At 67.0% G+C, this 24,340-nt stretch carries 15 protein-coding genes; 7 read left to right on the top strand and 8 right to left on the bottom strand.

Annotation, left to right across the window (positions count from 1 at the left end; genetic code table 11):
• Positions 1–32 precede the first annotated feature (32 nt).
• Entirely contained in the window at positions 33–1,799 is a 1,767-nt protein-coding gene (gene recJ, locus MOK15_RS14645) for a single-stranded-DNA-specific exonuclease RecJ (RefSeq protein ID WP_242932282.1), read from the bottom strand.
• Between the two features lie 140 nt (positions 1,800–1,939).
• On the opposite strand from recJ, the gene MOK15_RS14640 reads away from it, so the two are divergent.
• Both MOK15_RS14640 and MOK15_RS14635 read left to right on the top strand, forming a co-directional pair.
• Complete coding sequence (locus tag MOK15_RS14640) at positions 1,940–4,057, top strand: BamA/TamA family outer membrane protein (protein ID WP_242932281.1); 2,118 nt, start codon at positions 1,940–1,942, stop codon at positions 4,055–4,057.
• Positions 4,057–8,268, top strand: a complete 4,212-nt coding sequence (locus MOK15_RS14635; protein ID WP_242932280.1) for a translocation/assembly module TamB domain-containing protein — start codon at positions 4,057–4,059, stop codon at positions 8,266–8,268. Before MOK15_RS14640 ends, MOK15_RS14635 begins: the two co-directional genes overlap by 1 nt.
• A gap of 47 nt (positions 8,269–8,315) precedes the next feature.
• Here the strand turns inward: MOK15_RS14635 and catB are convergent, their stop codons facing one another.
• The 5 genes from catB to bla all read right to left on the bottom strand — a co-directional run bounded on the left by catB (position 8,316) and on the right by bla (position 15,928).
• Positions 8,316–8,954, bottom strand: a complete 639-nt coding sequence (gene catB, locus MOK15_RS14630) for a type B chloramphenicol O-acetyltransferase (protein WP_242932279.1) — start codon at positions 8,952–8,954, stop codon at positions 8,316–8,318.
• Between the two features lie 219 nt (positions 8,955–9,173).
• A complete protein-coding gene (locus tag MOK15_RS14625; protein ID WP_242932278.1) occupies positions 9,174–12,659 on the bottom strand; it encodes an error-prone DNA polymerase in 3,486 nt (1,161 codons plus the stop codon).
• Positions 12,656–14,251, bottom strand: coding sequence for a DNA polymerase Y family protein (locus tag MOK15_RS14620; protein ID WP_242932773.1), 1,596 nt, complete (start codon positions 14,249–14,251; stop codon positions 12,656–12,658). Before MOK15_RS14620 ends, MOK15_RS14625 begins: the two co-directional genes overlap by 4 nt.
• The gene (locus tag MOK15_RS14615) at positions 14,133–14,966 is read right to left on the bottom strand and encodes a hypothetical protein (protein WP_242932277.1); all 834 of its coding nucleotides are present in this window, start codon (positions 14,964–14,966) and stop codon (positions 14,133–14,135) included. Before MOK15_RS14615 ends, MOK15_RS14620 begins: the two co-directional genes overlap by 119 nt.
• A gap of 77 nt (positions 14,967–15,043) precedes the next feature.
• Positions 15,044–15,928 (bottom strand): subclass B3 metallo-beta-lactamase, encoded by an 885-nt coding sequence (gene bla / locus MOK15_RS14610; protein ID WP_242932772.1) that lies wholly within the window; start codon positions 15,926–15,928, stop codon positions 15,044–15,046.
• A 107-nt stretch (positions 15,929–16,035) separates the two neighbouring features.
• Between bla and MOK15_RS14605 the strand changes: the two genes are divergently transcribed.
• Positions 16,036–16,908, top strand: a complete 873-nt coding sequence (locus MOK15_RS14605) for a LysR family transcriptional regulator (RefSeq protein ID WP_242932771.1) — start codon at positions 16,036–16,038, stop codon at positions 16,906–16,908.
• Here MOK15_RS14605 and greB read toward each other — a convergent pair.
• Together greB and MOK15_RS14595 are read right to left on the bottom strand one after the other, a co-directional pair.
• Positions 16,896–17,381 (bottom strand): transcription elongation factor GreB, encoded by a 486-nt coding sequence (gene greB, locus MOK15_RS14600; RefSeq protein ID WP_242932276.1) that lies wholly within the window; start codon positions 17,379–17,381, stop codon positions 16,896–16,898. The genes MOK15_RS14605 and greB overlap by 13 nt on opposite strands.
• Positions 17,382–17,600: 219 nt before the next feature.
• On the bottom strand, positions 17,601–19,685 hold the full coding sequence (locus tag MOK15_RS14595) for a lytic transglycosylase domain-containing protein (RefSeq protein ID WP_242932275.1): 2,085 nt from the start codon (positions 19,683–19,685) through the stop codon (positions 17,601–17,603).
• Positions 19,686–19,784: 99 nt separating this feature from the next.
• Between MOK15_RS14595 and dapA the strand changes: the two genes are divergently transcribed.
• The 4 genes from dapA to MOK15_RS14575 are packed head-to-tail and all read left to right on the top strand — an operon-like array spanning position 19,785 to position 24,277.
• Positions 19,785–20,663, top strand: a complete 879-nt coding sequence (dapA, locus tag MOK15_RS14590; protein ID WP_242932274.1) for a 4-hydroxy-tetrahydrodipicolinate synthase — start codon at positions 19,785–19,787, stop codon at positions 20,661–20,663.
• 39 nt (positions 20,664–20,702) lie between these two features.
• A complete protein-coding gene (gene smpB, locus MOK15_RS14585; RefSeq protein ID WP_242932273.1) occupies positions 20,703–21,185 on the top strand; it encodes an SsrA-binding protein SmpB in 483 nt (160 codons plus the stop codon).
• The gene (locus tag MOK15_RS14580; RefSeq protein WP_242932272.1) at positions 21,185–21,793 is read left to right on the top strand and encodes a DUF2062 domain-containing protein; all 609 of its coding nucleotides are present in this window, start codon (positions 21,185–21,187) and stop codon (positions 21,791–21,793) included. The genes smpB and MOK15_RS14580 overlap by 1 nt, the downstream gene beginning before the upstream one ends.
• 42 nt (positions 21,794–21,835) lie before the next feature.
• Complete coding sequence (locus MOK15_RS14575) at positions 21,836–24,277, top strand: response regulator (protein ID WP_242932271.1); 2,442 nt, start codon at positions 21,836–21,838, stop codon at positions 24,275–24,277.
• The last annotated feature ends 63 nt before the right edge of the window (positions 24,278–24,340 follow it).

Genomic DNA, 24,340 nt, shown 5'->3' with positions numbered 1-24,340 from the left:
AACCCCTAACCCCAAGAAAATTGCAATCTTGTTCAATCCGCCCAGGCCGCATCCTCCAGATGCAGTTCAGCGGCGGGGCGGCTGCCCCAGTCGTCGATCTTCGCCTTGCCCGCGACCCACAGCCGTCGGTCGCGCGGCGCCCCCAGGATCGCCTGGCCAAGGTCGGTTTCGGCCTGGCGGAAGGCGATGGTCTTGATCGACCGGCCATCCTCACCCGCCATGATCGCGCGCAGATGGCCGTTGCCCACGACATCCGCCTTGATGACGCGCATCGGCCCGGCGGCGATAAGCGGCGCCGGCCAGCCCGCACCATAGGGGCCACCCTGCTCGATCGCGGCGATGAAGTCCGGGTTCACACCCGCCGGCGCCAGCACCGCATCGATCAGCAGCGCCCGATCGTCGCGCGCCCTGGCAACGGCCGCGGACAGGCGATCGTCGAGATAATCGGCGAACGCATCGATCCGGTCCGCGGCCACCGTAAGTCCCGCCGCCATGGCGTGGCCACCGCCCGCGACCAGCAGGCCGCTGTCCTTCGCCGCCAGCACCGCCGCGCCCAGATCGACGCCGGAAATGGAGCGGCCCGATCCCTTGCCCACGCCCGCCTCATCCAGGGCGATGACGATGGCAGGGCGCCCGGCCTTCTCCTTGATGCGGCCCGCGACGATGCCGATGACGCCGGGGTGCCAGCCCTGGCCCGCGATCACTGCGACGGCGCGGTTGCCCTGCGCGGCGAGCAAAGCCTCGGCCTGTTCCTGCACCGTCGCCTCGATGGCGCGGCGTTCCTCATTATACTGGTCGAGCTGCGCGGCGATGCGCGCGGCTTCGGCCGGGTCTTCCGTGGTCAACAGCCGCACGCCCAGATCCGCCTGCCCCACGCGCCCGCCCGCATTGATGCGCGGCCCCAGTGCGAAGCCCAGGTCATGGCAGAGCGGCGCGCGCGTCAGCCGGCTGGCGTCGATCAGGGCGGCAAGGCCGATATTCCGGCGCTTGGCCATGACCTTCAGTCCCTGCGCCACGAAGGCGCGGTTGAGGCCCTTCAGTTGCGCGACATCCGCGACGGTGCCGAGCGCGACGATATCGAGCAGTTCCATCAGCGCCGGTTCCGCCCGGCTGGCGAACCAACCCCGCACCCGCAGCACCCGCACCAGCGCCGCGCCAAGCAGGAAGGCGACGCCGACCGCCGCCAGATGCCCATGCACCGCCGCGCCGTCATTCTCGTCGAGCCGGTTGGGGTTCACCAACGCGAACGCTTCGGGCAGTTGCGTCGCGCATTTATGATGATCGACCACGACGACATCGACGCCGGTCGCCTTCGCCAAGGCCAGCGCTTCAAACGCCTGCGCACCGCAGTCGACGGTGACGATCAGGGTCGCGCCCTCCCCCGCCAGCCGCACCAGCGCCTCGCCCGAAGGGCCATAGCCCTCCATCAGCCGGTCGGGGATATAGGGCCGCGCCTGCAAGCCCATGTCCCGCAGCAACCGGATCAGCAGCGCCGCGCTGGTCGCACCGTCAACATCATAATCGCCGAAGATGCGGACATCCTCGCCCCGCTGCACGGCGTCAGCCAGCCGCTCGGCCGCTGCATCCATGTCGCGGAACAGGCTGGGATCGGGCATGAACTGGCGGATGGTGGGGTTGCGGTGCGCCTCCACCCCCTCGCGCGGGCAGCCGCGCGCCAGCAGCAATTGCGTCACCAGATCGTCGGGCAGATAGGTGGGGTCGCGCGCGTCGGCGCCGGCGCCCCGCCAGCGCCAGGGCTGACCCGAAATCGACCGCGAGATATTGAGCGCAAATGTCATGATCCAGCTCTAGACGGTGAGCGGCGCAGAGGGAAGCGTCCGCCCGCAGCAGCAAAGCTGGAACCGGCTCAACGCCTTGCGCGTATTGCCAGTTCGTCGGTCTTCTCTATGGTCGGCGGTGAAAGGGGCATCACAACCATATGAGCAGACGGCAGGCCTATCATGTCCGGCGCATGTTGAGCCTGATCCTGCTGACGGCATCGCCGCTGCCGCTGATGGCCCAGATCGCGACACCGCCCTCGTCGTCCCGGACCGGAACCGAAGAAACGATCCTGCCCGACGACCAGTTCGAGGCGCGCCTGCCCAAGGTCGAAGGGAGCGATCCCAACGCGCCTTTGCCCTCGATCGATAGCTGGATCGACCAGCAGATGCCGCAGCAGTCGGTCGAGGGTCAGGGCGCGCCCACCGAACTGCCCCCTGCCACCGAACCGGCAGAGGAACAGGAACTGGCCCAGCCGCTGCCCCCGCTCGACAGCGTCACCGTGCCGGCCAATGTGGCGGCGAACGACGACCCCAACGCCAAGCTGCCCGAAATCCGCTACGCCACCAGCATCGAGGGCTTCGGCAAGACCGGGCTGGACGACGAGTTCCGCGCCGAGTCCGCACTGATCGACGGCAAGGGCAAGGCGGAAACCGCCGCCATGGTGCAGGCGCGCGCGCAGGAGGATGAGAAGCTGGCCGTCCGCATCCTCAATTCGCAGGGCTATTATGACGCGACCGCGCTCGCCAGCCTGGACCAGGCGGGCGACGGCACGTTGAAAGCCGTCCTCTCCGTGACGCCGGGCCAGCGCTACAGGATCGGCGAGATCGTCATCCATGCCGGGCCGACCGTGCCGCCCACGCTGGTGCGCGACAGCCTGCCCTTGAAGACCGGCGACGATATCATCGCCGCCAATGTCGAGGGGGCGGAGGCGAATGTCGCGCTGAAACTGCCCGAAAACGGCTATCCCTTCGCCAAGATCGGCGAACGCGACATCCTCCTCGATCCCGCGACGGTGACGGGCGATTATATGCTGCCCGTGGAGACCGGCCCGCGCGGCATCTTCCGCGCCATCACCACCAGCGGCGAGAAACAGGCGTTCGGCGCCGACCATATGGAGGTGATCCGCCGCTACCGGCCGGGCGACCTCTATGACAGCCGCAAGGTCGATGACCTGCGCAAGGCGCTGGTCGCGACCGGACTATTCTCCAGCGTTGCGGTCGATCCGGTGCGCACCAACGAAAGCGCGCCGGACGGCACCGAATATGTCGACCTGCATGTCGAGCAGGAAGCGGGACCACCGCGCACGCTGGCGGGCGAACTGGGCTATGGCACCGGCCAGGGCTTCCGGGCGGAAGGCACCTGGACCCATCGTAACATGTTCCCGCCCGAAGGCGCGCTGATCCTGGGCGCGATCGCGGGGACGCAGGAACAGGGCGCGTCGGCGACCTTCCGCCGGTCCAATGCGGGCAAGCGCGACAAGACATTCCAGACCGGCGTCTCGCTCAATCACCAGAATTACGACGCCTATGAAGCCTATACTGCCGGCCTCAACATCGGCTGGTCGCGCCAGTCCACGCCGATCTTCCAGAAGCGCTGGACCTACAGCTATGGCGCAGAGGTGCTGCTGACCAACGAACAGGTGGTGGTCGATCCAGCGACGGCGGACAAGACGCGGCGCACCTATTTCATCGGCGGCCTGCCGGTGCAGATCGGCTATGATCGCTCCAACGACCTGCTCAACCCGACCAAGGGCTTCCGCGCCAGCCTGCGCGCCGAACCGGAAGGATCGCTCCAAGGCAGTTTCTCGCCCTATCTGCGCGCGACCTTTGACCTCAGCGGCTATTATCCGGTGTCGGACAGCCTGGTGATCGCCGCGCGCACGCGGCTCGGCACGATCAACGGGGTCGATCGCGACGATGTGGCCCCTTCGCGGCGCATCTATGCGGGCGGCGGCGGATCGGTGCGCGGCTATGGCTATCAGGAACTGGGGCCGAAGGACGTGAACAACGATCCGATCGGCGGCCGGTCGGTCAATGAATTCGCGGTCGAGGGCCGCTATCGCTTCGGCAATTACGGCATCGTCGCCTTTGTCGATGCGGGGCAGGTCTATGAAAGCCAGATCCCGCAATTTTCCGACATGCGCTACGGCGTCGGCATTGGCGGGCGCTTCTACACCAATTTCGGCCCGTTCCGCGCCGACATCGCCATGCCGATCAACCGGCAGCCGGGCGAATCCAAATTCGCCCTCTATATCGGCATCGGGCAGGCTTTCTGATGGCGCAGGACGACACCCCGCTTCCCGCTCCCGACGCCGTGGCGATCCGTGGAAAGCGACCACTGTGGCGGAAGATCGCGATCGGCCTCCTTGGCCTGATCGTCGCGCTGACAGTGCTGGTCGCGGGCCTGCTGCTCGGTCTCAACACCCCGCCGGGCAAGCGCTTCTTGATCCGGCAGATCGCCGCGTTGCAGTTGGAATCGGGGATGAAGATCGAGGTCGGCCGGATCGACGGATCGATCTACAGCGACATGACCATCCACGATCTGGTGCTGCGCGATCCCAAGGGCGTGTTCGCGGTCAGCCCGAAGGTCCATGTCGTGTGGCGGCCCTTCCGCTACATCAACAATCATATCTCGGTCAGCCTGCTGGAAACGCCGCTGGTGGTGCTGGCGCGCAGCCCGCAGTTCAACGTCACCAAGACCGATCCCAACGCGCCGATCCTGCCCGACATCGACATCGACGTCGACCGGATGACAATCGCCAAATTCATCCTCGCCAAGCCGGTGATCGGCCAGAAGCGCGAGATCGCGATCGACGGCGTCACCCATATTTCAGATGGCCGGGCGATCCTGTCCGCCGATGCCGTGGTCGACAGCGGCGACCGGCTGCAAGCCAAGCTCGACGCCGTGCCGGACCAGAACCGCCTCGCCATGAGCGGCACGCTGACCGCGCCCAAGGGTGGCGTCATCGCCGCCATGTCGGGCCTGACCGACGGCATGACCGCGACCCTGGACGGCAAGGGTAGCTGGCAGGCCTGGGACGGCAGGATCATCGCGACCACGCCTAAAGGCGAGCTGGCGAACATTACGCTCGCCGCGCGCGACGGCAATTTCACCGCAAAAGGCCCGGTTCGCCCCGGCCTGGTCTTCGCCGGCACGGTCGACCGGCTGACTGCGCCGCAACTGGACGTCGATCTGGCCGCCGGCCTCAAGGATCGGCGCGTGAACCTCAAGGGCACGCTGCGCTCGCCCGCTTTGTCCGCCGACGCGCAGGGCCTGATCGACCTTGGCACCAGCCGGTTCAGCGCACTCAGGATCAACGCCGCCTTGCTGACACCCGGTGCAATCATGGAGAAGGTGAAAGGCCGCGACGTGCGTGCCTCCATCATCCTCGACGGGCCAATGGCGACGCCCTTCATCGACTATGCCGTCACCGCGAAGAGCCTGGCCTTCGACGCGACGGGCATCGAGAATCTCAAGGCGAACGGGCGCGCGGTGATCGACGTCGACCGCATCCGCATTCCCGTGAACGCCACCGCGACCCGCGTCACCGGCCTCAACGCGGCGGCGGGCGGCCTGATGCAGAATCTCCGCGTCAAGGGCGACTTCGCCTATGCGGGCGGCAAGCTCATCAGCGACAATCTCAAGATCGACAGCGACAAGGTGGACGCCACCGCCATCGTTCTGGCCGACCTCGACAAGGCCATCTATCGCGGTGCGCTGAAAGGTCGGGTCAACGACTATAAGGTTGACGGCGTCGGCATCGTCAACCTCAACACCGATGTCGAACTGGTGCCGGGGCCGAAGGGTGGTTTCGGCCTGTCGGGCCGTTTCGGCGTGCGCACCGCGCGGTGGGAGAATGCGTCCGTCCGCGATTTCCTGGGCGGCAATGCCATCGCCACCGGGCGCATCGGCATGACGCCGGAGGGCAAATTCACCCTCGCGGGCCTGAAGGGCGCCGCGCCCAATTTCACCATCCATTCGGGTTCCGGCAGCTATGACACGGACGGGCAGGTCGCCTTCGACGCGACCGCTTCGTCCAGACAATATGGCCCGCTGGCGCTGACCGTGCGCGGCACGATGGCACAGCCGCAGGCGGTGCTGCGCGCGGCGCAGCCCAATGTCGGAGTGCAACTGACCAATGTGGTCGCCAGGCTGAATGGCGAGGCGGCGGGCTATCGGCTCGAAGCGACCGGCGGGTCGTCCTATGGTCCCTTCTTCGCCAATATCCTGATCCGCACCGCGCAAGGCCCGCTGACCATCGACGTCGCCAAGGCGCGCTTCGCCGGGGTCGACATGAATGGCCGCATCCAGCAGAGCGCCGCCGGTCCCTTCACCGGGCAGCTCGCCATGAACGGCTCCGGCATCACCGGCGCGGTCCGGCTGGCGGCGGTGGGCAAGGCGCAGGGCGTCGATGTCAACGCCACCGCCAGCAACGCCAAGCTGCCAGGCGATGCCGATGTCGTGATCGGCCGGGCGATCGTGACCGCCTCCATGGTCCTGACCGACCAGCCGCAGTTCAAGGCCGACGCGCAATTCGCCAACGCCGCCTATGGCGACTATGTGGTGCGTGCAGGCCGCGCGCGGATCGACTATCAGGGCGGACGCGGACGGGCGCAACTGGTCGCCGACGGCTCCAGCGGCGTGCCCTTTTCCATCGCCGCCAATGCCGCGCTGCGTCCCAACCTCTATGCCGTGGCGTTGCAGGGCAAGGCGGCCAATATCGACTTCCGCCTGGCCCAGCCCGCCATCATCCGCGTCGAGCAGGGCGGCTATCGCCTGGAACCGGCGACCCTGGTCCTGCCGCAGGGCAAGGTCGATCTCGCCGGGCGTTTCGGCGACACGACGACGGCGCAGGCCCGGTTCAAGGATTTCGACCTCGCCATCGCCAACATCGCCGCGCCGGGCCTGGGCATTGGCGGGCGGATGACCGGCGCGCTGGATTACAGCCAGATCGGCAACGCCTTCCCCACTGCGACCACGCGCCTCGCCATCAGCAACTTCCGCCGCTCCAGCCTGACCGCCGTGTCCGATCCGATGTCGATGAGTGTCGAGGGCAAGCTGTCGTCGGCGGGCGGCGACCTGCGCGGCCTGATCCGGGAAGGAAACAGCACGCTCGGCCGCTTCGTCGCCACGCTGGCGCCTCCGGGCGCAGGCTCAACCTGGTCGGAGCAATTGCAGAACGCCCCGCTGGGTGGTGGCATCCGCTATGCCGGGCCGGCCGACGTGCTTTTCTCCTTCGCCGGCCTCGCCGACCAGCAACTGACCGGCGGCCTCGCCGTCGCCGCCGATTTCAGCGGACGGCTCAGCGATCCGCGCCTCAACGGCGTGGTCCGCGCCAATGCGCTGACGTACGAGAATGAGAGCTTCGGCACCCGCGTCACCCAGATGAAGCTCGACGGCCGCTTCACCAATGACCATCTGGAGATTGCCGACTTCTCCGGCCGCGCCGGCGACGGCACGGTGCAGGCGTCGGGCAATGTCGGGCTGGCGGCGGCGAGCGGATTCCCGATGGACATCGCGGTCAAGCTCAACCGCGCGCGGCTGGCGCGCAGCGAGGCGATCACCAGCGTCGTCAGCGGCACGCTCGCCATCACCAACAGCACGGCCAATGGCGGTCTCATCAAGGGCGACCTGACCCTGCCCGAAACCCGCTACAAGGTCGCGTGGCAGGGCGGCACCGAGGTTCGCCAACTAACCGGTGTGCGACGCAAGGGCGTGGGCACGGACGTGCTGGACCAGCGCACGGCCGCGCGCCAGGCGGCTGCCAGGCCCGCCGACTGGAAGCTCGACATACGGGTCCGCGCCGACAATGAAATCTACGTGACCGGCATGGGCCTCGATTCCGAATGGAAGACCAACATGCGCGTCACCGGCACCACTGCCGATCCGCGCGTCGTCGGCAAGATCGAGGTGATCCGCGGCCGCTACAGCTTCTCGGGCCACCAGTTCGACCTGGAGCAGGGCGTCATCAGCTTCAACGGGCCGATGATGAACCCGACGCTGGCGATCAAGGCGGAAACCAAGATCGACACGGTAACGGCGGGCATCCAGGTGACGGGCAGCGCGCAACAACCCGACATCGCCTTCATCTCCACGCCGACCCTGCCGCAGGACGAAATCCTCGCCCGCATCCTGTTCGGCGACAATGTCGCCAACCTGTCGGCCACCCAGGCGATCCAGCTCGCGGCGGCCCTGAACGGCCTGCGCGGCGGCAGCGGCGGATTGAACCCGATGGGCAAGCTGCAAGGCGCGTCGGGCCTCGACCGGATCGGCATCGTCGGCGGCGACGAGACGACCGGGCGCAGCACCAGCCTCGCGGTCGGCCAGCATATCTCCAACAATATCTATGTGGAGGTCATCACCGACTCCAAGGGCTTCACCGCCACCCAGTTGGAAATCGCACTGTCCAAGACGCTGAGCCTGCTGTCGAAGACCGGCACCAACGCGGGGTCGTCGGCGAATTTGCGTTACTCGAAGGATTATTGACCAGGCGTGCGGGGGAGGTGCGTGTGAAGCACCTCCCCCGAAGCAGCCTATCCGCCAGGCTTTATGGTTTCTTGCCAATGGTCGTGAAGGGCTTTCACATCGCCGCTCGTCAGGATGGACATGGCTTTGCCGAGCTGTTCGTCCGTCCAGTCCCACCACCGCGATTCCAGCAGCATGGAGATGCAAGGCTCCTCGAAGCGATGGCGGATCACCCTGGCGGGATTGCCCCCGACGATCGCATAGGGCTTCACGTCGCGCGTGACCAAGGCGCGCGTGCCGATCACCGCGCCGTCACCGATTTGCACACCGGGCATTATGATCGCTTCGGAGCCAATCCACACGTCGTTTCCGATGATTGTGTCGCCTGCTGGCTGATACCCGTTCGCCGCGCCGGCGAAGGCCGATACATCGGGCATCCAGAAGAAGGGGAAAGTGCTGATCCAGTCATTACGATGGCCCTGGTTGCCCGCCATGATGAAGGCGGCGCCCGACCCGATAGAGCAGAAGCTGCCTATGATGAGCCTGTCCGCACCTGTATCGGGCAGAAGAAAGCGGGCACAGTCGTCAAAGCTATGACCATGATAATAGCCGGAATAATAGCTGTAACGACCAACGACGATGTTGCGGCTCATGACCTGACGGTCGAGAGTGACGCCCTTGAAGGGGCTTTCGAAGAAATTTCTCATTGGAAGTGCCTTTGCATCCAAGCCTATGCGGCGACGGCTTCCCTGCTGTTGCGCAGGCGAGCGTCCGCAAGCGATCGCATGATCGCCTGCGTTCAGCTTCTCGCGTCAGCGACGCGGAAGCGCGATGCGGATGGTACTCGGAGCGGTCTTCATGGGATCATGATGCATTGTCGATAGCGCGATGCCAAGACCTCTTGACCGCCATTTTCCTTCCGCATCTCAATGAAAATCCCGCGAGCCCGGCAATATCCGCACATTGCGCGGATGGCTGGCGCTGCGGGCGTGGGGGCGGGCGTCGCGCGTCTCCGCCTGCGTCAGCCGGTCGAGTTCCGCCGTGCGGTCCTGCACGCGGGTCGCCATCAGGTGGACGACGCCTTCCTTGCTGCGCTGCACCTCCCCTTCCACCAGCATCAGCCGGCTGGCCATGACGGGACGGCGCTGCATTTCGAACAGCCGCGCCCAGAGCAGGATGTTGGTGATGCCGGTCTCATCCTCGATCGTGATGAAGACGGCATTGCCCTTGCCCGGCCGCTGCCGCACCAGCACCACGCCCGCCGCCTTCACGCGCGCGCCATTCTTCGCCGCGCTCACCTGCGCACAGCTCAGCACATTCTCGGCGGCAAAGACCGGGCGCAGGAACTGCATCGGATGGCCCTTCAGCGACAGGCGCGTCACCTGATAGTCGGTCGCCACCTGCTCGGCGAGCGGCATGGCGGGCAGCCCGGCATCCGGTTCCGCGCCCAGTTCCCGCGCCTGCCCGCCGCGTGCGCGCGTCGCGGCGAAGAGCGGCAATTCGTCCGACGGCGTACGCCGCGCCTCCCACAGCGCCGCACGCCGGTCCAGCCCCAGAGACCGGCAGGCGTCGGCATCGGCCAGCAGCCGCAGCGCCCGCGCGGGCAAGCTCGCCCGCCGCGCCAGATCCTCGATGTCGGTGAACAGCCCGCCTTCCGCCCGCGCCGCCGCCAGTTGCTCCGCCCAGGCCTCGCGGAACCCGTCAATCTGGCGAAAGCCCAGCCGCAGCGCCAGCGCCCGTCCCTGCCCCTCGCCCCGGTCGCTCCGTCGCGATCGCAGCAACGGCTCCAATCCATTGTCCCAGCCGCTCCCGTTCACATCGACATCATGGACGGTGACGCCATGGTCACGCGCATCGCGCACCAGTTGCGCCGGCGCGTAGAAGCCCATGGGCTGCGCATTGAGCAGCGCGCAGGCAAAGACCGCGGGCTGGTGGCATTTGATCCAGGCCGACACATAGACCAGCCGCGCGAAGGACAGCGCATGGCTTTCGGGAAAGCCATAGCTGCCGAACCCCTCGATCTGCTTGAAGCAGCGCGCGGCGAAATCGGGTTCGTAACCCCGGCGGACCATGCCGCCGATCATCTTCTCGCGGAAATGATGGATGGTGCCGACATTGCGAAAGGTCGCCATCGCCCGGCGCAACTGGTTGGCTTCCGCATCGGAAAATTCGGCGGCGGTGATGGCCAGCTTCATCGCCTGCTCCTGGAACAGGGGTACGCCGAAGGTCTTGCCCAGAAGCTGCTCCAGTTCATCGGCTGGGCCATGTCCGGGGTGGGGCGAGGGATAGGTGATCGCCTCCTCACCGCAGCGCCGGCGCAAATAGGGATGCACCATATCGCCCTCGATCGGCCCCGGCCGCACGATCGCGACCTGCACCGTCAGGTCGTAGAGGGTACGGGGCTTGAGGCGCGGCAGCATGTTGATCTGCGCCCGGCTTTCCACCTGGAACACGCCGATGCTCTCCCCCTTGCACAGCATGTCGTAGACGGCCGCGTCCCCGGATTCGATGTCCACCATCAAGTGATGGTCGCCCAGCCCGTTTGCACGCATAAGGTCGAACGCCTTGCGGATGCAGGTCAACATGCCGAGCGCCAGCACATCGACCTTCATCAGGCCGAGCGCATCGATATCGTCCTTGTCCCATTCGATGAAACTGCGGTCGGCCATCGCCGCGTGATGGATCGGAACGGTTTCATCCAGCCGGTCCTGGGTCAGCACGAAACCGCCGACATGCTGCGACAAATGCCGGGGGAAAGGGGCGGCGAGCAACTGCCCCACCAGCGCCTGCAACTGGGCGATCTGCGGATTGCCAAGGTCGAAGCCCGCTTCGGCGATCCGCTTGCCACCCAGGTCGCTGGAATAGCTGCCCCAGACGGTGCCCGCGATCCGCGCGGGAATATCCTCGCTCAGGCCCAGCGCCCGCGCCACCTCGCGCACCGCGCTGCGCGATCGATAATGGATCACCGTCGCCGCTATGCCGGCGCGATGGCGGCCATAGCGGCGATAGATATATTGCATCACCTCCTCGCGCCGCTCATGTTCGAAATCGACGTCGATATCGGGCGGCTCGTTGCGGTCGGCGGATATGAAGCGCGAAAACAGCAGGTCATGCTGCGACGGATCGATGGAGGTGACGCCCAGCAGGAAACAGACGGCGGAATTGGCGGCCGATCCGCGCCCCTGGCATAATATCGGCGGCTTCTGATCGCGCGCGAACTTCACCACGTCATGGACGGTCAGGAAATAATAGGCATAGTTGCGGTCGGCGATGAAGCCGAGTTCTTCCTCCACCCGTTCGCGCAGGCCCGGCGGCAGGGCCGGTCCATAGCGTTCATGCGCCGCCTTCCAGGCCAGATGCGCCAGCCAGTCCTGCGGCGCCCAGCCCTCCGGCACCGGTTCATGCGGATATTCATAGCGTAGCTGCGACAGGTCGAAGATGATGAGGGAGAGGAAGCGGATGCTTTCCTCGACCGCTTCGGGCCAGCGGGCATGGAGCCGCGCCATGTCCGCCGGTGATTTCAGATGCCGTTCGGCATGGGCCTCCAGACGGCGCCCCGCCTGCTGGATCGTCACGCCATGGCGGATGCAGGTGAGGATGTCATGCAGGGGCCGTGCCGCCGGCGCGGCGTAGAGCGCATCATTGGTCGCCAGCAGGGGAACGCCGATCCGCCGCGCCATCGCGGCCAGTTGCGTGACGACGCGCCTGTCCTTCCCCCCATAGCCCTGGCCGATGCCGAGCCAGACACAGCCCTCCGCGCGGGGCTTGAGGCGCAATAGAACCTCCTCGACCGTTCGAGGCGGAAGCGGCGGCACCAGCGACAGGTGGGAGGAGGGCTTTCCATCCGCCTCATCCTCGAAGGGAAAATCCAGCGGATCGCGGTGCGCCTCCTCCTCCCCGCCGCTGGCGACCGGCAACAGGATCAGCAACATATCCTCCAGATGATCGAGCAGGTCATCGAAACGGAGGATGCAGTCGCCCTTGACCGCACGCATATTGCCGCGTGTCAGCAGCCGGGTCAGCCGGCCCCATCCATGGCGCGTTCGCGGATAGGCGACGATATCCGGCGTCCCGTCGCTGAACACCAGCCGCGCGCCGGCCACGACCCGCAAGTCGGTCTGGCAGAACGCTTCCTCCGCCGGTGTCAGGGTCAGCGGTTCGCCCCTTTCCTTCTTCTCATCCAGCAATGTTTCCCGCGCCCTGGCCGGTGCATCGCGCCGCGCCATCCACGCCCGCACCACCCCCGCCACCGTATTGCGATCGGCGATGCCCAGCCCCTTATGGCCCAGCGCCATCGCCCGCTCGACCATGTCGGATGCGGGCGATGCACCGCGCAGGAAGGAGAAGTTGGTCGCCGCCACCAACTCGGCAAAGGGCGGCGCGTCTTCGATCGTTCCGGGCCGGGCGCTCATGCGAACAGGCCGTGGATATACCAGCCCGGATGCGCCGCCTCCGCGCCATAGAGGCCGTGGCGGAAGATCCAGTAGCGCCGCCCGCGCGCATCCTCCACCCGGTAATAATCGCGGGTGCGACCGACGCTCTCGCCTTCAAGCCCGCCATCCTTCGCCCGCCACCATTCGGGTGCGATCCGCTCCGGCCCTTCGAAGCGGGTGATGTCGTGCAGCGCGCGGCGCCAGCGGAAGCGGTGCGGCGGGCCATCGGGCACCTGCGCCACCACCTCGATCGGCTGGGGCGGATCGAACAGATGGAGCGGGCGCATCGGCGGGTCGTCCGGCTCACCGGCATTCTCCCAATTTCCAGGCGTACGACTTTCCACCGCCGGCAGCGCAAGCTGGGCCTGTTCGGGAATATGACTGTCGCGCGGTTCCAGCCGCTGGATGCGGGCGCGTCCGGCGCGGATCGACAGGCGGTCGACCAGGGCGGCGACGCTGTCCTCGCGCCGGGCTTCCCCTCCCTCCAGCGCCAGTTGGGTCGGCGCCAGCCTTTCCGCCTGCGACACGGTCAGGCGCAGCATGTCGAAGCCGAAACCGGGGTCGATCGGGTCGGACAGCGCATCGATCCGCTCGCGCATCAGCCGCAATATGGCAGGCGCATCGCGCACCGGCAGGCTGGTTTCGACCCGCAGCGGAAAGGCCAGGCCATCGCTGCGAAAGAAGACCGCCTCGAACCGCCGCCCGCCTTCGCCCCGCTCGGCCAGCCGCTCGCCCGCCTCGGCCGCCATCTCTTCCAATATCTTGAGCGCATAGGCTGTGCTGCCCAGCGGCTCGGCAAAACGGCGGTCGATGCGGACGGCGGGGCGCGGGCGGCGGGGGCGGAGCGGCCGATGCCCCAGGCCCAGCAGCGCGTGCAGCGCATCGACCGCTTCCTCGCCGAAGCGCGCGGCGAGCGTGGCGGCGGGCAGGGCGGCCAAATCGCCCACTATGCGCAGTCCCGCCCGGCGCAGCGCCACCGCGCTCTCCTCCTCCAGGCCCAGCGCCTCCACCGGCAGGCGGCGCACCGCCGCTTCCTCGTCGGGCGCGGGCGGGACGGGAAAACGGGCCAGCGCATGGGCCGCCTCCGGGCTGGCCGCGATGGCATGGCGCACGCGCAGCCCGTGCCGTTCCAGCCGCGCGGCGGCCTCGGCGGCGAGCGCTTCCTCCCCGCCCCATAAATGGCCGCAGCCGCTGATATCGAGCATCAGCCCGTCGGCCCCGTCGGGCGCGGCATTGGGGGTATAGCGGGCGCAGCCGTCGCACAGCCGCTCCAGCCAGTCCTGATCGGCATGGGGATCGGCGTCGAAGACGCGCAGCTCCGGCTCACGCGCCCGCGCGTCGGCCAAGGTCATGCCCGGCGTCAGGCCGATCGTCAGCCCGTCGGCATCGACCGCCGCCAGCCGCATCGCGCCGCGCACCGGCTCCACGACGATGGCCGGCCCATCGCCACCGTTAGCCCCGGCCGCCCAGAGATCGGGCCGCCTGATCCGCAGTCGGTCGATCGGCAGAAAGGGGAAGCTGAGCGCCAGATAGCGGCGCGTCTCTACCGCTATGTCGCTGTTCCTCGTCATGGCGTTCATCGCCCGCGTCTCCGAATATTCCCCGTTCCTTGTCCCACACCAGCCGCCATGCCTGCCCGTCCGACCCTGCCCGGCGACGCAACAGGGTGAGGGCGAAGCTGGTCAGGCCCGGCGCATTGCCGGGCAGCGGCACAGAGGGCACAGCCGCCACCCGCCAGCGTGTTTCCGCCGCGCTCGGCACCGGCTCCGCATCGATCCGCAGCACCAGCGCAGTGACGCCCGATCCCTCCGCCGCCAGCGCCAGCCGCCGGCTGGCCGTAAGGTCGAGCAAGGGCGCCCGCCCCCGCAATTCGATCAGCAGCGCGCCCAATGCCGGACAGCGCAGCGCATCCACCGCCGCACGCAACAGCATCGCCTCATCCGCCATCACGCCCAGCAGCAGCCGATCGGGGTCTATCCCCAGCGCGGCAAGGCCCGGCCCATAGGGATGCCCCCCCGCCTTGCCCGCCGCCACGGTGCGCAACCAGAGCAGGGGCGCATCGCCGCTCGCCTGACGACTCCAGAGCAGGGACAGGCCCGCCGCCGCCGCGTCCGCGCTGTCCCCGAACAGCTCATGCACCCGCCCGCGCAAAAGGCCGCCGCCCAGCGCCGCGTCCAGCCCGTCATGCCCGCTGGCGAAACGGGCGCAGGGCTGCGACGCTGGCGCACGGTCCAGCGATGCGATATGCCGCTTCAAGGCGGCGAGGCTGTGCAGCGACTCGCTCATGATATTTTTGTTCCTGTTATGTTCTTATCGCTTACGGGAACAGCGCGAGTCAATGCGGGCCTGCGCGCCCGGCCCTTTCATTCCATCAATTTCTTCTCCAGCGCTGCTTCCGCGCGCGCCGCATAGCGGCGGCAGGCGGCCGGATCGGCGAAGGGATGGGGCGTGCGCGCCCTGGCCAGCTTCGCCAGCCGATCGGCATCGCCATCAAGCGGGTGCGAGGCGATCAGCATGTCGCAGCGCATCGCCTTCACCCGCGCGAAACTGGTGCGAAACGCATCGACGAAGCGCCGGTGCGCCGGATCGGCAAAGCGCCAGCCATCCACCGCGATCGGATTGAGGCTGGAGGCGAAGACGATCGTCTTGCACGCCTTGCCCTCGCAACTCTTCCAGCTCCAGCTCATGCTGCCCAGCGTATGGCCCGGCGTCGCATGGGCGGTGACGGCGACGTCGCCCAGCCGGATCACCGCCCCGTCGCGCACCGCCCGCAGCTTCGTCACGCCGGGAAAGCGCTCCAGCCAGGCCGCCTGTGGATCGTCGGGATCGCCCCCGCCCTGACGCAGCACGGCGGCGGCGGGCGCGCTGGCGATCACGGTCGCGCCACTGTCCCGCGCCAGCGCGGCAAGGCCGCCGGCATGGTCGAAATGGGGTTCGGTGCTGAGGATCAGCTTCACCTGTTTGATCGAGAAGCCAAGCTGGCGGATCTTCGCCTCAATATCCGGCACCGCTTGCGGCACCGCGCCGTCGATCATGATCAGCCCCGCGCTGGTGCGGATCAGCGCCACGTTCAGCCCGCCAAAGCCCACCAGATAGGTCGTCCCATAGAGCCGCGCCGGCGGCTGAGGCTCCAGCCAGCGCTTGGCATAATCGGGCGCGATCGGGCGCGTCAGCGGGTCGTCCGGCTTGCCCGCCCCCATGACCGCCATCCCAGCCAGGCTAATAGCCAGAACCATCCTCTTTCGCATCATTCCGCCTCCATCTCTGCGTGAAGGCGATGCTGCCCTGCCGCCACGTCGCCGACAAAGCATCATTTCTCGACAGAGCCATGAGCCAGGCTTATGCCTCCTGCCCCATGGACCGCGCCCAACTGCCCCTCAATGCCCTGCGCGCCTTCGAAGCGGCGGCGCGGCATCTCAACTTCACCAAGGCCGCGATCGAACTCTGCGTCAGCCAGGGCGCGGTCAGCCAACAGGTGGCGCAACTGGAGGAACGGCTGGGCGCGCCATTGTTCCGCCGCCTGCCGCGCGGGTTGATGCTGACCGATGAAGGCCGCGCGCTGCTCCCGGTCATGGCCGACGCGCTCGACCGGATCGGCGCGACGCTGGGCCGGATCGAGGGCGGCCGCCCGCGCGAGATATTGAACCTGGGCGTGGTCGGCACTTTCGCCGGCGGCTGGCTGCTGGACCGGCTGGAGGATTTCGCGCGCGCCTGCCCGCATATCGACCTGCGGATCATGACCAACAACAACCGCGTCGATCTGGCGGGCGAAGGGCTGGACCTCGCCATCCGCTTCGGCGACGGCGCCTGGCACGGCACCCATGCCGACCCGATCCTGCGCGCCCCGCTCACGCCGCTCTGCACGCCGGAGATGGCGGCGCGCCTGCCCGATCCAGCGGCGCTCGCCCGCGAAACCCTGCTGCGCTCCTACCGCGCCGACGAATGGCCACGCTGGTTCGCGGCGGCCGGCGCGCCCTGTCCGCCACTGCGCGGGCCGGTGTTCGACAGCTCGATCCTGATGGTGCATGCAGCCTTGCGCGGCCTGGGCGTCGCGCTCGCCCCGCCCGCCCTGTTCGAAAGCGATCTGCACGCCGGCCGCCTCGTCCAGCCCTTCGCCGCATCCATAGACCTGGGCGGTTATTGGCTCACCCGCCTGATGTCCCGCCCCGACAGCCCGGCGATGGCGGATTTTCGCGCCTGGCTGCTGGTGGAGGCTCAGGCCGGATAGGTGATCGCCATCACCTCATATTCCTTCTCGCCCGCGGGCAGCATCACGCGGCGCAGATCGCCCACCGCCGCCCCGCGCAAACCCCGCGCGATCGGTGATCCCCAGCCGATCCGCCCCGCGTCCACATCCGTCTCGTCATTGCCGACGATCGTCACGGTGCGGGACAAGTCATCCTCATCGGCGATAGTCACGGTCGCGCCGAAATAGATCCGGCCCCTGTCGGGCTGCTGCCGGGGATCGACAACCTTGGCGTCCTTCATCTTCTTCGACAGGCGCTTCAACTGGCCGTCAATCTCGCGCATCCGCTTGCGGCCATAAAGATAGTCGCCATTCTCGCTGCGATCGCCATTGCCCGCCGCCCAGCTCACCACCTCGACGATCGCCGGTCGTTCGACACCCAGCAGATGGTCATATTCCGCGCGCAGCTTCGCGAAGCCCTCAGGCGTGATGTAGTTGGGATAGGGGGTATTCATCCTCCTGCCTTATCCGCAGCAGGATGCGTGGGCAATCTGGTTCACGCGGAGGCGCGGAGGCGCGGAGGCGCGGAGATTTTTGGAGCGGCCTTCAGCCGATATCCACCGCGCAGCTGCCCTCAAAACTCTCTGCGCCCTATGCGCGAAAAAATCGTCCAACGCGCAGACCTTTCGAGCAATCCCCTCCGCGTCTCCGCGCCTCCGCGTGAACCAAAAAAATCAACCCGGCGTCTGCTTGCCCAGATAGCGGCTCAGCACCGCATTGGTCCCCCGGAACTTCGCCCGCTCCGGGTTCATCGCCTCATAGACCACGGCGTTTTCCAGCACCCGCTGCACATAGTTGCGCGTTTCGAAAATCGGGATCTGCTCGATCCAGCGCAACATGTCGGCGCCGGGCAGGCGCGGATCGCCATTGGCGGCGACCCACTTGTTCACATTGCCCGGCCCGGCATTATAGGCCGCCACCGCCAGCGGATAGCTGCCGCCATAATAGTCCAGCATCCGCTGAAAATAAGCCGATCCCAGCATGATGTTATAGCCAGGTTCGTTGAGCGAACCGGGATTATAACCCATGCCCAGCTTGCCCGCCTGCTCGCGCGCGGTGCCGGGCATGAGCTGCATCAGGCCGCGCGCGCCGGCATGGCTAACGATCTGCTTGTCGAACTGGCTTTCCTGCCGCGCGATCGCATGGACCATGGTCCAGTTATATTGCGCCGAAGGCGGCACGGGCACACGCGGGAAGGCGCTTGTCCCATAGCCGGTCAGGCCGCTCGACACCGCCCGGCGGCCGACCATCACGCCCATGTCGGGACGGTTGATCTGTTGCGCCAGTTCGGCCGCCAGATAATGATCGGCATCGCTGTCGGCATTGTTGGCGATGGCGCGGGCGAACTTGCTCTGATCCTCCCAATAGCCCATCTGCCCCAACGCCTTGACCGCGCGCACCACCGACCGGTTGTCAAAGGCGGCGCGTTCCGCTGCGGAGATCGGCACCGGCCGCTCGACCGTCACGGGCGGGGGGATCGGCCGGCCCAGCCGTTCGAGGGCCAGTTGGCCGTAAAACTGGTCGGGATAGACGCTGGCCTGGGTGAAATAGCTGTTGGCGGCGGCGGCATCCCCCCCCTGGAGCGCGGCGCGGCCCGCCCAATAATAGCCCTTCGACCGGGTCTGGGGCGACTTGGCCGCATCGGCATAGCGGCGGAACATCGCCACCGCGTCGGCCGAACGGTTGAGATTATAGAAGGCAGTCGACCCCGCCAGCCAGGCCAGGCTGGTATAATCGTCGCGCACGCCGATCGGCTGATCGCCCACCTGGACACCCGGCGCGATCGCATCGTCGATCTTGCTGGCGATGCCGTAGGCGAAGCTCCACTGGCTGTCATTGGCCGCCGCGCGCGCCTGATTCAGCAGCACTTCATAATATTTCTCGGCATTGTTCGGACGGTAAGTCAACGTGCCGCGGTTCGCCAGATATTGGCGTGCACCAATCCAGTTGCCCGTATCGCGCAGCCAGATCGCCTTGTCGGCGATGAAGCCGGCATCGGTCGCGCCGATCCCCTCGGCCGCCTGCATCAGCGCGGCCGCGTCCGGCGCCTTGCGGCGGAAGGCGATGCGCGCCTGGAACACCGACCGCCGCGCCGGGCTGACATAGGCGATCATCCGCATCGCGCCATTGACGTCATTGCCCCACAGCAGCGTATCGGCGCGCTGGTCATGATCGGCAGGCGTCAGGCTGGACCCGAAGAGGGAGAGCAGCCGCGCCTCGTCCGCCGGGCTGAGCGATCCGCCGATCCAGGCGTTGCGCGCGGCCACCCGCGCCTCGTCCATCCGTCCCAACTGCATCAGCGCCACGGCGTTACGGGCATGGCCGGTCGCAGTGCGCGCGGGGAAACGCGCGAAGAAGGCCGCCACCTGCCGGGGATCGAAGCTGTCAGGATTGATCCCGGTCTCGGCCAGACGACGCATCCGGTCCTCGCCGGGCCAGCCGGGATTGGCCAGGATGAAGCTGGCATAGGTCGATGCGCCCAGCCCGTCGCTCTGCTGCAACGCGCGCCACTGGCTGATCGTGCCTGCGATGCTCCCGTCACTGGGCTGGCCGACGCGGGCCTGCACCTGATTCCACTGGCTGGGCTGGCTCGGCTGGCCATATTCGGGCGGGACGGATTGGACCGTCGCGCCGGGCGGAGAGGCTGGCGCCCGGTTTTCGGTCTGCGCGCCAGCGCCAACGGTCATGAGCAGCAAGGCAATAATCGGCATGCGGATCAGGTAACTTTCGACATGGGGAGAGGCGCGCATGCTGGACATAATCCCATTTGCATCCTTATCAGGCCCTGAATGACGCGCTATAGCGCGCCGTTTCACCGATCATGCCCCGGCCGCCCGGAGATTTGAAGGAGTTTTATCATGTTTTCGGGCTCGATTCCGGCTCTTATCACCCCGTTTCGCGATGGCATGGTGGATGAGGCCGCCTTTCGCGCCTTCGTCGACTGGCAAATTGCGGAAGGATCGAGCGCCCTCGTCCCCTGCGGCACCACCGGCGAAAGCGCCACCATGACGGTGGAGGAGCATAACCGGGTCATCGCCATCTGCGTCGATCAAGCCGCAGGCCGCGTGCCCGTGATCGCCGGCTGCGGTTCCAACGACACCCGGATCGCGCTGGAGCATATGTATGCCGCCCAGGCTGCCGGCGCCGACGCGGCGCTGGTCGTGGCGCCCTATTATAACAAACCGAATCAGGAAGGCGTCTATCGCCACTTCGCCTGGCTGGCGGAGCGCTGCGACCTGCCGATCGTCCTGTACAACGTGCCCAGCCGCACCATCACCGACATCGGCGTGCCGGTGATCCACCGCCTGTCGGAGGAATATCAGACCGTCGTCGGCATCAAGGACGCCACCGGGAATCTCGGCCGGGTCACCGCGCAGCGGCTGGCCTGCCGCGCCGACTTCTGCCAGCTTTCCGGAAATGACGAAACCGCGCTGGGCTTCAACGCGATGGGCGGCAAGGGCTGCATCAGCGTCACCGCCAATGTCGCGCCGCGCCTGTGCGCCGATTTCCAGGCGGCTTGCCGGGCGGGCGACTGGGATGGCGCACTGGCGCTGCAGGATCGTCTCTACCCGTTGCACGACGCCCTGTTCAGCGACTCTTCACCTGGCCCGGTCAAATATGCGCTCACACGTGTTCGCCCCGACATGCCCGGCGACGTCCGCCTGCCGATCACCTGGCCGTCGGAATCGAGCCGCGCCGCCGTCGATCGCGCGCTGGAGATTGCGGGATTGGTTTAAATCCCTACATCCGTACGGAAAAGAAGTAGAACAGACATTATGGCCCGCCCCCGTCACGCAACCTTCGACAAGAAGAAGATCGTCGCCGAAAACCGGCGCGCGCGATTCGATTATTTCATCGAGGACGTGTTCGAGGCGGGCATCGCTCTGCAGGGCACCGAAGTGAAGGCGCTGCGCGGCGGCGAAGGCAATATCGCCGAAAGCTATGCCGAGGTGAAGGGCAACCAGGTCTTCCTGGTGAACAGCAACATCCCCGAATATAGCCATGGCAATCGCGAAAATCATGAACCGAAGCGGCCCCGCAAGTTGTTGCTGCACGAACGCGAGATCGAGAAGATGCACAGCGCCGTGTCGCGTCAGGGCATGACGCTGGTGCCGCTGATGATCTATTTCAACAGTCAGGGGCGGGCGAAGATCGAACTGGCGCTGGCCAAGGGCAAGAAGACCCATGACAAGCGCGACACGATCAAGGAACGCGACTGGAAGCGCGATCAGCAGCGCATCATGAAGGCGCACGGCTGATGAAGCCTGATTCGGGAATGGGCCGGCTCGCCCGCTGGTGGCACGCCAACGCGCCCACCCGCGAATCGCTGGAGCAGAGCCGGGTTCTGGCCCCCGTCGCCCATCGCGTACTCGAACCCTCGCTCTGGCGCTTCACCCGCCGCTCGGTGCCGCGCGGCGTGGCCCTGGGCCTGTTCGTCGGCATCTTCCTGCTGATCCCCGGCGTGCAGATCGCCGGCGCCGCGCTTTTCGCCCTGCCGTTCCGCGCCAACATCCCCGTGGCGGCGGCGATGACGTTCCTGTCCAACCCCGCCACCACGCCGCTCATCCTCATGGCGTCGGTGTGGCTCGGCAATTGGATATTGGGCCGCAGCGCCGACGCCACCGGCTTCATGGCGCTAGTCGACGGCCATGCCTCGATCCGCCAATGGTGCGCCTGGCTCTTCTCCGAAGCGGCTCCCGCCATGCTGCTCGGCCTTTTCCTGATTTCAGTGGCCAGCGCGATCATCGGCTACATCCTCGCCGACTGGTTCTGGCGTCGCCGCATGGGCCGCAAATGGCAGGCGCGTAAATTGAGGATTGGCAAGGTCCACAAAAGCAGCGCATTGGAGGAGGCCGCCCGTATCTGACGGGTGGTTCGTTCCAGTGTCGATGCAGGGGGTTGGCCGGTCATGGCGGCACGGCTGAAAAAGGATGATGAGACGTGGCTGGTGAAACCAGCCTCGCCTTTTACGCTGCCGTTGCTGATCGGCGCGGCGCTGCTGTCGGCTGGCCTGGTCTTCTACGCGGCGGGCAGCGCGCCGCTCGCGGCGGGTTTCGCCGCAAGCATCATCATCATAGCCGCGCTGATGAGCTGGCATCGCCGGCTCTATCCGGCGCAATTGTCCGACCGGGAAGCGACGCCCGACTGGACCGTCGCCCGCGCCGCCGCCGCCGCCTCCAACATCGCCATGGCCGTCACCGATCGCGCCGGGCGGCTGGTCTGCGCCAGCGACCTGTTCGGTGAATGGTTCCCCGGCTATCCGACCCCGCCGGGCATCACCGGCGACACCGTGCTGACCGAAGGTCTGTCCCAAACCGCGCGCGCCGCCTGGCGCGATGGCGACGCCAGGTTGGAAGGCATGACACTGGGGGCGATGCGGCTGGATGTCGACATCGCCCGCACCGGCCGGTCGGAAGATTATCTGCTCTGGCGCTTCACCCCCGTCCGTCAGCCGAGCGCGCTGGACGATGTCCATCGTTTCCTGACCGGCGAAGCCGGACGGCAACTGGGCGAAGCGGGTATCATGGCGGTGATGATCGGCGGCGAAGGGCGCATCCGCGCCGCCAACGGCGCCTTCATGCTGCGCGCCGCCGGACGCATCGACGCCAATATCAGCGGCCGCGACTTCGCGTCCCACATGCGGGTGGACGACAAGGGCCGACTGTTCCTGGCGCGTGAGGAAAATGGCGGTCTCCCCCTGCGGCTGCTGCAGGTGCCGCTGCGTCGCGCCAGCCAGCAGGGCGGCGGGCAGATGGGTAGCGGGCAGGCGGGGGCGCAGGACGGCCCGATGCTGCTGCTGCTGATCGACGAGCCGGCGGGCGGCGGCGGCACCTCCGCTTTGTCCTATATCGAAACCCTGCTCTCGCTGCTCCCCTTCGGCCTTGCCATGGCCGATCGCGACGGCCGGATATTGTTCGTCAACAAGGCGTTCGCGCGCGCCTCCGGCCTCGAATCCGGCACCAAGCCCAGCTATCCCGGCGATCTGGTCGTGCGCGAGGATCAGGCGGCGGTTGCCGATGCGGTGCGCCGTTTTGCCGCCGGCCCGCAAATGTCGGGCGACATCGCCGTGCGGATGCGCGACCAGCCCGATGAATCGATCGCGCTCAGCCTGGCGGGTGTCCGGGGCCTGGGCGAAGCGGCGGTGCTGCTCAGCCTCAAGGACAATAGCGAGGAATCCAAGCTCAAGCGCCAGGTCGCGCAGGCGACCAAGATGCAGGCGATCGGCCAGCTCGCCGGTGGCGTCGCGCACGACTTCAACAATATCCTGACCGCCATCATCGGCCATTGCGACCTGATGCTGATGCGCCATACGCCGGGCGACAGCGACTATGACGATCTCCAGCAGGTCAAGTCGAACAGCAACCGCGCCGCCGGCCTGACCCGCCAGTTGCTCGCCTTCTCGCGTCAGCAGACGCTGCGCCCGCAGATCCTGCAACTGCCCGACATCGTGTCCGACGTGTCGAACCTGCTGAAACGCCTGCTGGGCGAAAATGTGCGGCTGGATGTCAGCCATGGCCGCAATCTGGGCGCCCTGCGCGCCGACCCCGGCCAGTTGGAACAGGTGATCGTCAACCTCGCGGTCAACGCCCGCGACGCCATGCCCGAAGGCGGCACGCTCAACATCCAGACCTATGCCGTCCCCGCCGCCAAGGTGCGCGAAATGCGGCAGCAGATATTGCCGGTGGGCGACTATACCGCGCTGCGCGTGTCCGACACGGGGCTGGGCATCCCGCCGGACATCCTGTCGAAGATCTTCGAACCCTTCTTCACCACCAAGGAACTGGGCAAGGGCACGGGCCTGGGCCTTTCCACCGTCTATGGCATCGTCAAGCAGTCGGGCGGCTATATCTTCGCCGAATCCGAACTGGGCCGGGGCGCCAGCTTCGTCATCTATCTGCCGGTCTATGCCGGCGCCGATGTCGACCTTTCCGCTACCGTCCAGCCGCCTGCCCACCGCACCGAAACCTGGGGCACCGGCACCATATTGCTGGTCGAGGACGAAGATATGGTGCGCGCCGTGGCCGAACGCGCGCTGACGCGGCAGGGGTACAAGGTGCTGACCGCCAATGACGGCGAACAGGGGCTGGAGGTGCTGGCCGCCCATGACGGCATCGACCTGCTCATTTCCGACGTGGTCATGCCCAATATGGACGGCCCCGCCATGGTCACGCAGGCACGGCAAACCCATCCGCAGTTGCCGGTGCTCTTCATGTCGGGCTATGCTGAGGAACAATTGCGCAAGTCGATCGACATCGCCAATGTCGCCTTCTTGCCCAAGCCTTTCTCCGTCAATCAACTGGCGGAGGCCACGCGCGATGCGCTGGCGATGCGCCCTGCAGCCGCCGAATGAGCGTGCGCGGTGCAGGCGATTATGCTGGGCAAGCCATGGGCATTGCGATAGCCAGCGCGGAAG

The organism is Sphingobium sp. BYY-5 (assembly GCF_022758885.1).
In the GTDB taxonomy this organism is placed as follows: domain Bacteria; phylum Pseudomonadota; class Alphaproteobacteria; order Sphingomonadales; family Sphingomonadaceae; genus Sphingobium.
The sequence above is the reverse complement of the archived record's forward strand: the minus strand, read 5'-3'. Positions and strand labels throughout refer to the sequence as shown.

Excerpts from the sequence above, each read along its gene's own strand:
- MOK15_RS14615 (WP_242932277.1), bottom strand. The coding sequence starts at position 14,966 with ATGAGCGAGTCGCTGCACAGCCTCGCCGCCTTGAAGCGGCATATCGCA.
- MOK15_RS14580 (WP_242932272.1), top strand. The coding sequence starts at position 21,185 with ATGAAGCCTGATTCGGGAATGGGCCGGCTCGCCCGCTGGTGGCACGCC.
- smpB (WP_242932273.1), top strand. The coding sequence starts at position 20,703 with ATGGCCCGCCCCCGTCACGCAACCTTCGACAAGAAGAAGATCGTCGCC.
- bla (WP_242932772.1), bottom strand. The coding sequence starts at position 15,928 with ATGCGAAAGAGGATGGTTCTGGCTATTAGCCTGGCTGGGATGGCGGTC.
- MOK15_RS14575 (WP_242932271.1), top strand. The coding sequence starts at position 21,836 with ATGGCGGCACGGCTGAAAAAGGATGATGAGACGTGGCTGGTGAAACCA.
- dapA (WP_242932274.1), top strand. The coding sequence starts at position 19,785 with ATGTTTTCGGGCTCGATTCCGGCTCTTATCACCCCGTTTCGCGATGGC.
- MOK15_RS14625 (WP_242932278.1), bottom strand. The coding sequence starts at position 12,659 with ATGAGCGCCCGGCCCGGAACGATCGAAGACGCGCCGCCCTTTGCCGAG.
- MOK15_RS14605 (WP_242932771.1), top strand. The coding sequence starts at position 16,036 with ATGGACCGCGCCCAACTGCCCCTCAATGCCCTGCGCGCCTTCGAAGCG.
- MOK15_RS14640 (WP_242932281.1), top strand. The coding sequence starts at position 1,940 with ATGAGCAGACGGCAGGCCTATCATGTCCGGCGCATGTTGAGCCTGATC.
- MOK15_RS14595 (WP_242932275.1), bottom strand. The coding sequence starts at position 19,685 with ATGTCCAGCATGCGCGCCTCTCCCCATGTCGAAAGTTACCTGATCCGC.
- MOK15_RS14620 (WP_242932773.1), bottom strand. The coding sequence starts at position 14,251 with ATGACGAGGAACAGCGACATAGCGGTAGAGACGCGCCGCTATCTGGCG.
- recJ (WP_242932282.1), bottom strand. The coding sequence starts at position 1,799 with ATGACATTTGCGCTCAATATCTCGCGGTCGATTTCGGGTCAGCCCTGG.
- greB (WP_242932276.1), bottom strand. The coding sequence starts at position 17,381 with ATGAATACCCCCTATCCCAACTACATCACGCCTGAGGGCTTCGCGAAG.
- MOK15_RS14635 (WP_242932280.1), top strand. The coding sequence starts at position 4,057 with ATGGCGCAGGACGACACCCCGCTTCCCGCTCCCGACGCCGTGGCGATC.
- catB (WP_242932279.1), bottom strand. The coding sequence starts at position 8,954 with ATGAGAAATTTCTTCGAAAGCCCCTTCAAGGGCGTCACTCTCGACCGT.